The sequence below is a fragment of the Halobaculum saliterrae genome (assembly GCF_009831625.1).
In the GTDB taxonomy this organism is placed as follows: domain Archaea; phylum Halobacteriota; class Halobacteria; order Halobacteriales; family Haloferacaceae; genus Halobaculum; species Halobaculum saliterrae.
The window spans coordinates 118,835-131,615 of the sequence record NZ_WUUS01000004.1; the positions used below are offsets into that span (position 1 = coordinate 118,835).

General features: G+C 69.1%; 10 protein-coding genes and 1 tRNA gene. 4 read left to right on the plus strand and 7 right to left on the minus strand.

The genetic code is table 11. The annotated features are described in order from the left end of the window. Positions 1 to 2,421, minus strand: coding sequence for a DNA mismatch repair endonuclease MutL (mutL, locus tag GRX01_RS07400; protein WP_159665110.1), 2,421 nt, complete (start codon positions 2,419 to 2,421; stop codon positions 1 to 3). Positions 2,422 to 2,626: 205 nt separating this feature from the next. Between mutL and GRX01_RS07405 the strand changes: the two genes are divergently transcribed. Further along, a complete protein-coding gene (locus tag GRX01_RS07405) occupies positions 2,627 to 3,217 on the plus strand; it encodes a DUF7504 family protein (RefSeq protein ID WP_159665112.1) in 591 nt (196 codons plus the stop codon). 65 nt (positions 3,218 to 3,282) lie between these two features. Beyond that, positions 3,283 to 3,732 carry a DUF6653 family protein gene (locus tag GRX01_RS07410; protein ID WP_159665114.1) on the plus strand — a complete coding sequence of 150 codons (450 nt, stop codon included), beginning with the start codon at positions 3,283 to 3,285 and terminating at the stop codon, positions 3,730 to 3,732. Positions 3,733 to 3,856: 124 nt separating this feature from the next. Here GRX01_RS07410 and GRX01_RS07415 read toward each other — a convergent pair whose 3' ends face one another. Next, positions 3,857 to 4,801 (minus strand): aminopeptidase, encoded by a 945-nt coding sequence (locus GRX01_RS07415; protein ID WP_159665116.1) that lies wholly within the window; start codon positions 4,799 to 4,801, stop codon positions 3,857 to 3,859. 208 nt (positions 4,802 to 5,009) lie between these two features. On the opposite strand from GRX01_RS07415, the gene GRX01_RS07420 reads away from it, so the two are divergent. Next, a complete protein-coding gene (locus GRX01_RS07420; RefSeq protein ID WP_159665118.1) occupies positions 5,010 to 6,086 on the plus strand; it encodes a type II glyceraldehyde-3-phosphate dehydrogenase in 1,077 nt (358 codons plus the stop codon). A gap of 190 nt (positions 6,087 to 6,276) precedes the next feature. Here GRX01_RS07420 and GRX01_RS07425 read toward each other — a convergent pair whose 3' ends face one another. The 4 genes from GRX01_RS07425 to GRX01_RS07440 form a co-directional block, all read right to left on the minus strand. Further along, on the minus strand, positions 6,277 to 6,792 hold the full coding sequence (locus GRX01_RS07425) for a metallophosphoesterase (RefSeq protein WP_159665120.1): 516 nt from the start codon (positions 6,790 to 6,792) through the stop codon (positions 6,277 to 6,279). A gap of 68 nt (positions 6,793 to 6,860) precedes the next feature. After that, positions 6,861 to 8,084, minus strand: a complete 1,224-nt coding sequence (locus tag GRX01_RS07430) for a phosphoglycerate kinase (protein ID WP_159665122.1) — start codon at positions 8,082 to 8,084, stop codon at positions 6,861 to 6,863. 484 nt (positions 8,085 to 8,568) lie between these two features. Then, positions 8,569 to 10,500: an ABC transporter ATP-binding protein gene (locus GRX01_RS07435; protein WP_159665124.1), complete on the minus strand. Its 1,932-nt coding sequence runs from the start codon at positions 10,498 to 10,500 to the stop codon at positions 8,569 to 8,571. Between the two features lie 101 nt (positions 10,501 to 10,601). Next, entirely contained in the window at positions 10,602 to 11,096 is a 495-nt protein-coding gene (locus GRX01_RS07440; protein ID WP_159665126.1) for a DUF192 domain-containing protein, read from the minus strand. A gap of 83 nt (positions 11,097 to 11,179) precedes the next feature. On the opposite strand from GRX01_RS07440, the gene GRX01_RS07445 reads away from it, so the two are divergent. After that, positions 11,180 to 11,252, plus strand: a tRNA-Val gene (locus GRX01_RS07445). A gap of 45 nt (positions 11,253 to 11,297) precedes the next feature. On the opposite strand, the gene GRX01_RS07450 is transcribed toward GRX01_RS07445, so the two are convergent. Next, entirely contained in the window at positions 11,298 to 12,653 is a 1,356-nt protein-coding gene (locus tag GRX01_RS07450; RefSeq protein ID WP_159665128.1) for an FAD-dependent oxidoreductase, read from the minus strand. Between the last annotated feature and the right edge of the window lie 128 nt (positions 12,654 to 12,781).

The window sequence follows — 12,781 nt, forward strand, 5'->3', positions numbered from 1 at the left end:
CTACTCCGCGCGCCGGCCGCCGTGGCCCGGGTAGTCGCGCTCGAATCGATCCTCGATCTCCTCGCGCCCGAACTCCACGATCACCGGGCGACCGTGCGGGCACGCGTAGGGGTTCTCACAGTCGTCGAGGGCGTCGAGCAGGTCGGCCACGCTCCCCTCGGTGAGCGAGGTGTTGCCCGTCACGGAAGGGTAACAGGCCAGATCCGCCAGCAGCGCGTCGGCCACCTCCGAGACGGGACGGTCACCGGCAGTCACCTCGTCGGCGAAGGCGGCGAGCACGTCCCGCAGGAGATCCGGGTCCAGCGTCGCGTCGAACACCGCGGGGACCGCCGTCACCGCGACGACGTGGCTCGGGGGAACGTCGCCGCGGTCGTCCCCCGCTCCCCCGTCGGCGTCGCCACCGACGCCGGTGACCCCGTCGTCGCCGTTCCCCCGATCCACCCGCTCCGCGCGGAAGCCGACCTCGCGCAGGGCCTCGCGGAACGTCTCGAACAGCTCGGACTCCCGGGCGGTCAGCTCCAACTCGACGGGCGTCGCGAGCGTCTGTGCCGGCGCCTCGTCGCCGACGGCGCCCCGAAGTCGCTCGTAGTTGACGCGCTCGTCGGCGGCGTGTTGGTCGAGCAGGACGAGGCCGGCGTCGGTCTCACAGACGACGTAGGTGTCGTCGTACTGGCCGAGCACGCGCATCGCCGGCAGCCGGTCGTGTTCGGTCCGCTCGTCGGTGGTACCCCCCGCGAGCGTCGCCTGCGAGGGCGCTCCCCACGTTCGATCTCGGGCCCGGTCGGCCGCCGTCGTCGCCGCGGGATCGGTGTCGGAGTTGGGGGCCGCGTCGTCCGATCGTTCGCCGTCGCCAGTCTCGTCACTGTCGTCCGCCTCGTCGCCGCCGGACTGCCACGCGCGCGGTGACGGCGCCCCGCCCGCGGTCGCGTCCGTCCGCCCGCGCTCGGGGTGGTCCGTCGGGCGGTCGGTCGCGTCGCCGCCCCCGCCGATGTCGACTCGCCACGCCTCGTCGTCGGCTGCGGTGTCTCCGTCCACAGGTGTCGGGTCGTCGGGCGTCCGCTCCTCCGCGCCGGACTCGGCGGCGTTCGAGTCCGAACCCGAGGTCGCTGGCGGCGTTACGCCGTCGGTCGGCGCGTCGGCCGGAGCTTCGGAGTCCGCGGCGTCGGAGCCGCCCCAGGCGTCGAGCACGGAGGAGGTCGTCTCCGAGCCGGGGCTCGTCGCGTCGCGGTCGTCGTCGCGGCTGACGGCGGCGTCGACGGAGTCGGCAGCGTCGTGGTCGTCGTCGCCGGCGTCGCCGTCCGCCTCCCGTCGGTCGCTCGCGGCGCGCTCGTGGTCGGTGCCGGCGCCGCCGACGACCTCGGGGTCGACGGCGGCCTCCTCGGGCGCCGAGCGCCCGCGCGGCGCCGACGATCGAACGAGCCCGTGCTCCAGCAGCGCGGCCCGAACCGCCTCGCGGACGGTGTCGACCACGCCGGCGTCGTCGTCGAAGCGCACCTCCGTCTTGCGGGGATGAACGTTCACGTCGACGGCGACGGCCGGCACGTCGACGAACAGGACGGCGAACGGGTAGCGGTCGGTGGCGAGTTGGCCGCCGTAGGCGTCGACGACGGCGCCCCGGAGGTCGCCGTCGCGCACCCAGCGGTCGTTCACGTACGTGGTGAGGTACTCCCGGCCCGCGCGGGTGGTCTCGGGATGCGAGACGAGCCCCGAGACCGTCACCTCCCCGGAGTCGGACTCGTACGCCACGTCCACCATCGACTCGGCGACCTCGCGGCCGTACACCGCGAGCACCGCCGAGCGACGGTCCCCGTCGCCGGGGGAGGCGAACACCTCCCGGCCGTCGTGCTCCAGCGACACCGCCACGTCCGGGTTCGCGAGCGCGTACGCCGAGACGACGCCGCTGACGCGGTCGAACTCCGTGGCCGGCGTCTTGAGGAACTTCCGACGGGCGGGCGTTCGCCCGAACAGGTCGCGCACCTCGACGGTCGTGCCGACGGGACAGCCCGCAGGCTTCACCTGGCCCTCGTCGCCGTGGTCGACGACCAACTCCGCGCCGGTGTCGGCGTCCGAAGTGCGCGAGCGGACCGTCAGCTCCGCGACCGCACCGACGGAGTGGAGCGCCTCGCCGCGGAAGCCGAGCGTGGCGACGCCGGAATCGAGGTCGTCCATCCCATCGAGCTTGCTGGTCGCGTGTTTCGCCACGGCCATCGGGATCTCCTCGGGGGGGATCCCGGCGCCGTCGTCGCGGACGCGGATCCCGTCGATGCCGCCGTTCTCGACGGCGACGGCGACCCTCGACGCGCCGGCGTCGAGGGCGTTCTCGACGAGTTCCTTCACGACGGAGGCGGGCCGCTCGACGACCTCGCCCGCGGCGATCTCGCGGACGGTTCGGTCGTCGAGCGCGCGGATCTCCCCAGTCATCGCTCCAACGCTCGGGGGCGAAGGGTATCAATCCCGTGTTCGGGTCCGCGATGCGCGCCCGAACCGAAGCGCCGTCGCGTCCGGTGTCCGCCGTCGTCGGCCGGCCGTGGCCGGCGGGGTACGGCCCCGCCCGCCCGCGATTCTACGCGCTGAGAACTTCGACAAACCGATTAAATACTCCCTCCGAATACATCCGGGTACGCAGATGAGTGGGAGCGGGACACGACAGGGAACGGGGCCCCGAGAGGACGAGTGGGAGCGTTCGTCGAACGCCGAGTTGGTGTTGACGCCGCCGGGACCGGAGCGACGGACGATGGTGAAACGGCAGGCCGTCGCGGGGTACGCGGAGCACCCCACCGTCGTCGAGTTCACGTACGACACCGACCCCGTGACGCTTCACGAGCGCTGGCGCACCGAGGTCGGGGCCCCGCCGTGTCACATGATCGTCGACGCGTCCGGAACGGGCGAGGTCCCCGGCCCGCGCGTCGCCGCCGACGGCGGGTCCTTCGCCGTCGAGGGGGCCCACCCACAGGACCTCACCGGACTGTGCATGAAGTGGCAGGACGCCCTGCAGGAGGCTAACGGCCGGGGGAACCTCTTCGTCGCGTTCGACTCGGTGACCGCGCTCCTCCAGTACGTCGACCTGAGCGTGGCGTACCGCTTCCTCCACACGCTCGTCACCGGCGTCCACCGCGCCGGCGCCCGCGCGCAGTTCTACCTCGACCCGAAGGCGCACGACGAGCGGACGGTCTCGACGGTCCAGGGGCTGTTCGATTCGGTCCGTCGGATCAGCTGAACGGTGAAGGAGCGTCATCACCGATCCGCGATAGGTTGATCTCTCCCCCTCGCGTACGGGCGGGTATGAAGCTCCGACGACGGTGCGCCGACCTCGACGTGTTCTGGGAGCGCCACGCCAACCCCAAAAGCGGGTGGTCGCGCCTCCTCACGATGCCGCTGCTGCTCGCGGCGGCGTACACCCGCGACCGACGGCTGCTGACGGTCGCGCTCGGCTGGACCGTCGTCAACCCGGTCGCCTTCTCCCGGGTCGACCGCGACCCCGAGGCCGACACGGCGTGGATGACTCGCGTCGTCGACGCCGAGCGCGCGTGGCTTCGCGAGGAGGTGACGCCGGGCCCGTGGGACCGGCTGAACGCCGTCTCCGGCCCGGTCTCCGCGTACGCGCTGTACGCCGCCTACCGCCGTCGTCCCGGCCGCGCCGCGCTCGCCGGGGCGCTGTCGATGGCGCTGAAGTTGGCGTTCGTGTGGGGACTGGAACGGCGGTGGCGGGTCGGAACCGCCGAGGAGAGCTGATTCAGGACGCCACGAGTCGGGCCGGAACACTTCCACACCGTCTCGCCCTCGGCCGCTCACGGGTCACTTCGTTCCCCGTTCGCTTTCTCGTGGCCCCCCTTCGGTCGGCCACACGCCGTTCGCGTTATCGAGGAAGTTCCACTTCCTCGCCGTCCGCCCACACGGTCGGCTCGGTCACGATCCCGTCGAGGTGCAGCGGCGCCTCGGTGTCGCCGCCGATCCCCGCGTCGTCGCCGATGGCGATGTGCACCGTCCCCGCGGCCTTCTCGTCCAGCAGCACCGAGCCCACCAGATCCGTGACGCCGACGTTCGTCCCGATCCCCAGTTCCGCGAGGTTGTAGGCGTCGTCGCCGACCTCCTCGGCGGCGGCCTCGACCTGCTCGCGGACCTCGTCGTCGGAGATGTCGGTGACGAAGCCGTCCTCGACCTCGAAGCGGAGTTCCCGCCCGTCCAGCAGCCCGTGGGGCATCATCGTCCCGTCGACGACGTAGGTCCCGTTCGCGTTCTCGGGGCTGACGAACACCTCGCCCGCGGGAAGGTTCGAGAACGACCCCGCCTCGCTCACGTCGCCGGTGTCGGACAGGAACTCGCGGTCGCCGGGTTCGAAGGTGATGTCGGTCCCCGCCTCCGTCGTGACGCGGATCTCGTCGGCGCCGTCGACCTGCGCGCGCACGTCGGCGCAGTGTCGCGCGATCGTCGCGTAGTTGGCGTCGAGACCGGCGACGAACACGTCGCGGGTGATCCCGGGCAGCGTCGCGCCGCGGGCGCCCGCCTCGCAGGCGGCACCGCGGGCGCGGGTGTGGCTGAGGCTCTTCGTCGTCGGCGCGAGGAAGGCGTCGGCCTCCCGCATCGCGGCGGCGACTGGGGCGGGCGGCTCCTCGCCGTGCTGAGTCGCGGGCGGGTAGCGGACGACACTCGCGTCGGCGGTCACCTCGCTTGCGACCGTATAGAGCGCCTCGCCGATCGTCTCCCGCTCGTCGTCAGTGACGACCGCGAGCGACTCGTCGCTCCCGAGGTCGAGACACTGGTGGATCGCCGTTTCGGCCGCGGCACGGAGGTCGTCGTCCATACCGACGCTGGGATCCGATCCGATTTGGGCCTGTCGGAGCGGACCTCGAACTACAACGCTCGGAACCGCCACCCTACTCGTCCGGCTCGCCCCGTCGACCGCGGGATCCAGCGTTCCTCCTGAATTCCGTGCTCTTACTCGCTCTGTAGTTGCTTTCTGATTACTCGACCCGTAACGATTAACCTCGGCCACGAGGGACCATCCGACAATGATCCAGGTTGGCGTCAACGGGTACGGCACGATCGGGAAGCGGGTCGCCGACGCGGTGGCCGCACAGCCCGACATGGCGCTGACGGGCGTCGCGAAGACGCGCCCGAACTACGAGGCGGAGGCGGCGGTCCGGAAGGGGTACCCGCTGTACGCCGCGATCCCGGAGCGCGCGGACCTGTTCCACGACGCCGGGATCGACCTCGCGGGCGAGGTCGAGGACATGGTGATGACCGCCGACGTGATCGTCGACACGACGCCCTCCGGCGTCGGCGCCGACAACCGCGAACTCTACGAACGATACGACACGCCGGCCATCCTTCAGGGTGGGGAGGACGCCGACGTGGCGGACGTGAGTTTCAACGCCCGTTCGAACTACGACCTCGCGCGCGACGACGACGTCGACACCGCCCGCGTCGTCTCCTGTAACACGACCGGGCTCTCGCGCCTGCTCACGCCGTTGATCGAGTCGTACGGCGTCGAGAAATCCCGCGTCACGCTGGTCCGCCGCGGTGGCGACCCCGGGCAGACATCGCGCGGGCCGATCAACGACATCCTTCCGGACCCGGCGACGATCCCCTCCCATCACGGACCGGACGTGAACACGATCATCCCCGACGTGGACATCGACACCCTCGGTGTGAAGGTGCCGGCGACGCTGATGCACCTCCACTCGGTGAACGTGACGCTGGATGAGGCGCCCTCGGCCGACGAGGTGCGCGACCTGCTCTCGGCCGAGTCGCGGCTGTTCCTCGTCCCCGAGGAGACGGGTATCGACGGGACGGGGAAGCTGAAGGAGTTCGCGATGGACACGGGCCGTCCCCGCGGCGACCTCTGGGAGAACTGCATCTGGGAACACTCCGTCTCGATGGAGGGCCGCGACCTCTACCTGTTCCAGTCGATCCATCAGGAGTCGGACGTGATCCCGGAGAACATCGACGCGATCCGAGCGCTCCTCGACTGGGAGGACCGCGAGACGAGCATGGCGACCACCGACGAGACGCTCGGCGTCGGGCTGGAGTCGCTGTTCGACGGGCAGCGCAAGCGGGTCGTTCCCAAGAGCAACGGCGACGACTGAGGTGAGACCGACCGAAGTCCTCGTGAACGGGGCGAACGAGGGCACGCGGGACGAGCAGGGCGAGTCTCGCGGAGGGAGTCCTCGGGAAAACGGCGGCGGACCCCGGAGGTCCGCCGCCCACGAACGCGGCGTGACGCGAGCGGAGCGAGGCGACGGGAGCGCGACGGAGCGGTCCCTCCGCCGCGCTTGTCTACCCCAGATCGTGGACGGTCACGTCGCCGGACTCCGTGTCGACGATCACCGCGGCCGGCTCCTCCTCTCGGCCGGGGATCGGCACGCCGCCGGGGTTGAGGTGGACGGTGCCCTCGCGATCCTCGTGGACGCGCTCGTGGGTGTGGCCACGACAGACGTAGTCGTAGCTCCCGCTCGCGACCAGGGCGTCGACGATCGGCTCGCTGGTACCGTGGTAGACGGCGAACGCGGTCCCGTCGAGCGTCAGCGAGGCGAACTCGCCGTGGTAGGTGCCGAACGCATCGACGGCGTCGGCGAGGGCCCACTCGCCGTCGTTGTTGCCACGGACGGCGTGAAACTCCCAGTCGGCGCCCGAGGCGTCGACCGCGTCCGGATCGAACGGACTCGCGGAGAACGGCGCGACGATGTCGCCGCAGTGGATCACGGCGTCGGCGCCCGCGTCCGCGAACGCGTCGACCGCGGCCTCGACGTACTGTGCGTTGTCGTGGGTGTCGGAGACGACGCCGACGAGCATGGTCGCCAGATCGCGTCGCCGCCTAATCAACCGTCCGCCCGATCCGTTGTGGTCACCTCGGCTTCCTGTTACGCGTCGCGCTCCGCGCTTCGGATCAGCAGTTCGACCGCCGGCAGCGGCTCGCCGGTGAGGGCGCGGATGTACGCGCCGCCGGCGATAGACACGTGTGAGAAGTCGTCCTCGTCCATCCCGTACATGGTGATGGCGCGAGAGGTGTCGCCGCCGCCGACGACCGAGAAGCAGTCGGTCTCGGCGATGGCCTCCAGCACACCGACCGTCCCGACGCTGAATCGTTCGTCCTCGAAGACGCCCAGCGCGCCCTTCACGAACACGGCCTCGGAGTCGCGGATGACCGGCTCGTAGTCGGCAACGGTGTCGCTACCGATGTCGAGGAACGACTGGGTCTTCTCAACGATATCGTCGACTGCGACCTCGGCGCGCTCGCCGTCGGCGTCCGCGTACGCCAGATCCGACGCGAGCGTCACCTGATCCCGACGCTCGTCGAGCACCGAACGGATCGTCTCCTCGTTGGCATCCCACTGCTCGTCGAACAGTTCGGTGTCGATGTCCTCGCCGACGGGGTAGCCGGCCGCCCGGAGGAACAACTCGCCGGCGACGCCACCGAGGAGGAACCGGTCGACCTTCCCGTCGAGCGCCTCCATCACGCCGATCACGTCGGTCGCCTTCGTCCCGCCGACGACCATCGTCACGTCGCCGTCGAACTCGCGCTCGGCGATGGCGGTGTTCGCCTCGTACTCCGTCTCCATGACGCGACCCGCGTAGCTCGGGAGCCGCAGCGGGAACCCGACGAGCGACGCGTGCTTTCGGTGGGCCGCCGAGTACGCGTCGTTGACGAACGCGTCGAACTCCGGTCCGAGCGTCTCGACGAAGTCGCTCGCGGCGTGTTCCTCGGGCTCCTTCTCCGGCAGTTCGTCGTCGGTCATCCGGGTGTTCTCCAGCAGGAGCACGTCGCCCGTGTCCAGATCCCGGACGGCGGCGAGCGCGTCGTCGCCGAAGGTGTCGGCGACGAAGTCCACGTCGACGCCGGCGTGCTCGGCGAGGATCTCGGCGTGCTGTTCCAGCGAGACGAAGGTGTCCCTCCCGGGACGGCCCTGATGGGCCATGAGCGCGACGCGGTGGCCGGCCTCGGCGAGTTCCGCGACGGTCTCGGCGTGGCGGGAGAACCGGCGGTTGTCCTGTACGACGCCGTCCTCGACCGGGGAGTTGAGGTCGAGACGGACGAGGACGCGCTGCTCGGCGGGGAGGTCGTCGAGAGTACGGAAGGAGCTCATCATCCGGGGTGTCGGAGGTTATCGACTTAGAAGGCGCGGATGGCACGAGCGCTGTCGCTCGAACGATGGCGAACAGGTGGCCGTGCTCGGGGCGAGGACGGGTCCGGTGTGGACGCCGACACCGTCGTCAGGACGCGCCGTCGGGCCACGCGCGCTCACGGCTGTCGCCGTTCGCATCGAGGCCTCCTTTGTCGGCCTCGCACTCCGCGTTCCGGCGCGCCGTCTCGGCTAGCGCATCGGCGATGCTGGTTCGGTATCGGTGAAGAAGGTTCACCCGCTTGCTCCGCTCGGTTCGCGCCTCGATCGCTGTGCGCGGGTCACTCCCGCCTCGATCGTGGGCGGCTCGGGCCGCGCGGCTTCCCCGCGCACACCTCGCCGTTCACGAGACCACAGGTCTCGTGAGCTCACAAATCGCAGAGCGATTTGTGAACGCCGGTTCTCCGAGGCCTCGGTCGCTCGCTGCGCTCGCTCCCCCGACCTCGCCTCAGTCGTCGCCGGCTTCCGCCTCGGTCCGCGAGGCGCGCTTCGCCGCGCGGTCGATGAACTCCTGGGGAAGCTCGTCGATCTCGCCGGCCTGCACGCCCCACAGGTGGCCGTAGAGGCCGTCCTCGCTCAACAGCTCCTCGTGGGTGCCGCGCTCGGCGATCCGGCCGTCCTCGAGGACGACGATCTGGTCGGCGTCCTTGATCGTCGAGAGACGGTGGGCGATGGCGAAGGTGGTGCGGTCCTCGGTGAGCTTGTCGATGGAGCGCTGGATGAGCATCTCCGTCTCCGTGTCGACGTCGGAGGTCGCCTCGTCGAGCACGAGGATCTCCGGGTCCTTCAGCATCGCGCGGGCGATGGAGAGGCGCTGGCGCTGCCCGCCGGAGAGCTTCACGCCGCGCTCGCCGATCTCGGTGTCGTAGCCCTCCGGCAGGTTCGTGATGAACTTGTGGGCCTCCGCCGCCTTCGCGGCCTCGATCACCGCCTCGTCGTCGGCCTCGAAGGTCCCGTAGGCGATGTTGTCGCGGACCGTCCCGTAGAACATGAACGTGTCCTGACTCACGTAGCCGAGCGACTGCCGCAGGCTCGGGATCGTCACGTCGCGGATGTCCTGTCCGTCGATCGTGATCGAGCCCTCGTTCACGTCGTACATCCGGAGGAGGAGCTTGAGCACGGTCGACTTCCCGGCGCCGGTCGGGCCGACGAGCGCGAGGGTGTCGCCGCCGTCGACCTCGAAGGAGATGTCGTCGACGATCGTCTCCCCCTCGTCGTAGCCGAACGTCACGTCGTCGTAGACGACCTCGCCGTCGTCGACGACGAGGTCTTCGGCGGCCGGGTCCTCGACGATGCGCGAGGGCGTGTCCATCAGGCCGAACAGGCGCGCGCTGGACGCGCGGGCGCGCTGGTACATGTTGATGATGGAGCCGAACTGCGCCATCGGCCAGATGAACCGCTGGGTGTAGAGGATGAACGTCGTGAACACGCCGACGGTCAACTCGTTGCCGCCGGTCAGCCAGAACGGCGCCTCGCCGAGCACCCAGAAGCCGCCGACCGCGAAGGTGATGACGAACCCGATACCGGCGATGACGCGCAGCGCGGGGAAGAACTTGATCCGGGTGGTGATCGCGTCCCAGTTGGCGTCGTAGTAGTCGTACGAGACGTCGTCGACGCGCTCGGATTCGAACCCCTCGGTGTTGAACGTCTTGATCACCTTGATGCCGCCGAGGTTGTTCTCCAGTCGCGAGTTGAGGTGACCGACCGTCTTGCGCACGTCGGCGTACTTCGGCTGGATCACGTCGATGAACTTCCAGGTCACGACGGCGATGACGGGCACCGGCAGAAGGGAGACGACTGCCAGCCGGGGGTTGAGCCAGAGCATGATGGCGGCGATCCCGATCACCATCACCGACAGGCGGAACGCGGAGTTCATGCCGTCGTTGAGGAACCGCTCCAGGCGATTCACGTCGTTCGAGAGCACGGACATCATCTCGCCGGTCTGCTTCTCGGCGAAGAAGTCCATGTTCAGCCGCTGCATCTTGTCGTAGGTGTCCGTCCGGATGTCGTGCTGGATGTTCTGGGCGAAGGAGTTCCAGCCGTAGTTGCGGATCCAGTGGAACACCGACCCGCCGAAGAACGCGAACGCGATGATGCCGACGGTGAACACCAACTGGTCCCGTGGACCGGTCGGGATGACGCTCGCGGGCACCAACGGGAGGTCGAACGGAACGTTCTGCTCGAACACGGCGTCGATCGCGATCCCGAGGAGAAGCGGCGGGAGCAGATCGAGCACGCGCGCGGCGACGCTGCCGAAGAAGCCCAGCCCGAAGTACCGGAGGTTTCTGGACCCGTACTCCGAGAACAACCGCTTCATCGGATTATCCGTCTTCTCACGGATGTCCTCGAAGGGGTCGTCCTCGTCGGAGGGATGACTCATTACCTACTCTCAGCGACACCAACGCCCTAAACGGTTCGCTTCGAAACGAAACACCTCCGGTTCGGAACGGTCCCCTCTGCCACGATCCGCGGCGGCGACGCTCAGTAGTCGCCGGCGATCTCGACGGTGTCGCCCTCGCATACGCCGTGGTCGGTCGTCCAGCCGAACGGCACTTCGAGCACGTACTTCCCGGTTCCGCGGTACCGTTTCAGTTCGGACTCGCTCGTTCCCTCGGGCGGGAGTTCTGCGTGGTGGATCCGGGTGATCGTGCCGTTGGCGGCGACGAACACGATGTCGATCGGGAACGCCATGTCGCGCATCACGTACGCGTGGCTGTCCTCGTTGTCGTGGACGAACAGCATGCCCTCGTCCGGCCCGAGCGACTCGGTGTCGGAGAGTCCGGTGTAGCGCTTGTCGAAGGTGTCGGCGACCCTGGCGTCGACGCTGCCGAGTTCGGTGCCGCTCCCGTCGACGACGGTGACCGTCGTGCGCTCGTACTCGCCGTCGTTCGCGACGTTCGCCACGGTGCCGGTGCAGCCGGCGAGCACGACCAGGAGCGCGAGGAGCGCGGGGGCGACGCGGCGGCGGAGGGCCATACCGACACAGTCGGGCGGCGATCGGGAAAGCGTATCGGGCGAAAGGTAAGCGTTATTCGAGCGCGGCCGGTGTGTCCGGGTACGGGCTCGTGGTCTAGTGGTTATGACGCTTCCCTTACAAGGAAGAGATCGGTGGTTCAACTCCGCCCGAGCCCACTCCTCCGCTTTAGACCCGTCGCCGACGGGGTGCCGAACGCGACGTTACTTCGCGGGAACGGGCTCCTCCGCGTAGGGGAAGTTCCCGATCGTCTCCTCGCGGAACGCCTCCTCGTCGAAGGAGTACTCGCCGTCGAAGAAGTCCATCAGCGTGTGGGTGTCGCGCATCGCGTTCTTGAGGCACGTCGAGGCCCCGGGCGACGGCGTGATGTTGAAGACGATGTCCTTGCCGACGATCTTCGCCTCCCCCATGTCGAGCGAGCGCTTCTCGGTGTCGACGATCTGCGGACGAACGCCGCCGTACCCCTTGGCGCGCTCGATGTCGTCGAGCTCGACGCTCGGAACGACCTTCCGAACGTTCGGGAGGAACTGCTTCGGTCCCACCGCGGGGAGGTCGTACACGAGGTTCCGGAGCACGTACGGCAGGAGGATCCGGTCCGCGAGGATGGTGGCGTAGCTGAGGAACGACGCCGCGTTGAGCCCGAACACGTCGAGGAAGTCCGACACCGTCGAGACGCGCCCGCGTTCGAGAGCGGGAACGAGCTTCGCCGTCGGGCCGAACCGCGTCACGCTCGGGTCGTGCACGTCCGCGTCGCCGTGGACGGCCGCGAAGGGGAGCTTCTTCATCTGCAGCGTGTACACCTTGCCGTTCAGGAGATCGTCGGCGAGGAAGAAGCTGCCAGCCACGGGCAACAGGACCTTGTTCTGGCCGTACCCGAGCTCCTTCGCCATCTGGAGGCTGTGTGAACCGGCGGCGACGACCGCCGCCTGCGACTCGATCTCGCCTGCGGACGTCTCGAACGTGTAGCCGTCGGGGGTTGGCTCGACCGACGTGACCGCCGTTCCGGTCTTGATGTCGACGGTCGTCTCCTCGCTGGCCTCCTCGACGAACGACTCCGTCGTCTCGCCGTAGTCGACGACGTAGCCGTCGGGCGTCTGCAGCGCGAGCATCTCCGTGCCCGGGTCGCGCCCCTCGACGACCTTCGGCTCGATCTCGGCGATCTCGTCGCGGCCGATCGGCCGGAGCTTCGGGAAGAGGTCCCCGAACCCGTTCTCGTAGCGCTGTTCCAGCTTCTCGACTTCCTCGTCGCCGACGCCGAGCACCATCTTGCTGCGCTTGGCGTGCATCTCCCGGTCGGCGTCCTGATTCTCGAGGTAGCCGGCGAGCAGTTCGGCGCCCTCCTTCACCTCCTCGGCCTTCTCGAGGGTGTAGTTGGTCTCGATGTCCCCGAAGTGCAGGGTCTGGGAGTTGTTCGTGTGATGGGAGTTGATCGCGGCGACCTCCGGCTCCTTCTCGATCAGCGCGATCGACTCGATGTCGGTGAACTTCGCCGTCGTGTACAAGAGCGAGGCACCGCTGATTCCGCCGCCGACGATAACGAGGTCGTACGTGTCGGGCATTGTGGTGGGTACTACCTACACCGCGATACTGGAGGGTGATAACTCGTCTTCTTTGTGTCCGTTATTGCCGGCCGCCCGCCGGGCGACGAACGGCGTCTCGTCGCGCCGTTCGCCCTCCTGTGTCTCCC

Coding starts and splice junctions, on each gene's coding strand:
- GRX01_RS07440 (WP_159665126.1), bottom strand. CDS start 11,096: ATGGCCCTCCGCCGCCGCGTCGCCCCCGCGCTCCTCGCGCTCCTGGTC.
- GRX01_RS07430 (WP_159665122.1), bottom strand. CDS start 8,084: ATGAGCTCCTTCCGTACTCTCGACGACCTCCCCGCCGAGCAGCGCGTC.
- GRX01_RS07420 (WP_159665118.1), top strand. CDS start 5,010: ATGATCCAGGTTGGCGTCAACGGGTACGGCACGATCGGGAAGCGGGTC.
- GRX01_RS07450 (WP_159665128.1), bottom strand. CDS start 12,653: ATGCCCGACACGTACGACCTCGTTATCGTCGGCGGCGGAATCAGCGGT.
- GRX01_RS07425 (WP_159665120.1), bottom strand. CDS start 6,792: ATGCTCGTCGGCGTCGTCTCCGACACCCACGACAACGCACAGTACGTC.
- GRX01_RS07415 (WP_159665116.1), bottom strand. CDS start 4,801: ATGGACGACGACCTCCGTGCCGCGGCCGAAACGGCGATCCACCAGTGT.
- GRX01_RS07435 (WP_159665124.1), bottom strand. CDS start 10,500: ATGAGTCATCCCTCCGACGAGGACGACCCCTTCGAGGACATCCGTGAG.
- mutL (WP_159665110.1), bottom strand. CDS start 2,421: ATGACTGGGGAGATCCGCGCGCTCGACGACCGAACCGTCCGCGAGATC.
- GRX01_RS07410 (WP_159665114.1), top strand. CDS start 3,283: ATGAAGCTCCGACGACGGTGCGCCGACCTCGACGTGTTCTGGGAGCGC.
- GRX01_RS07405 (WP_159665112.1), top strand. CDS start 2,627: ATGAGTGGGAGCGGGACACGACAGGGAACGGGGCCCCGAGAGGACGAG.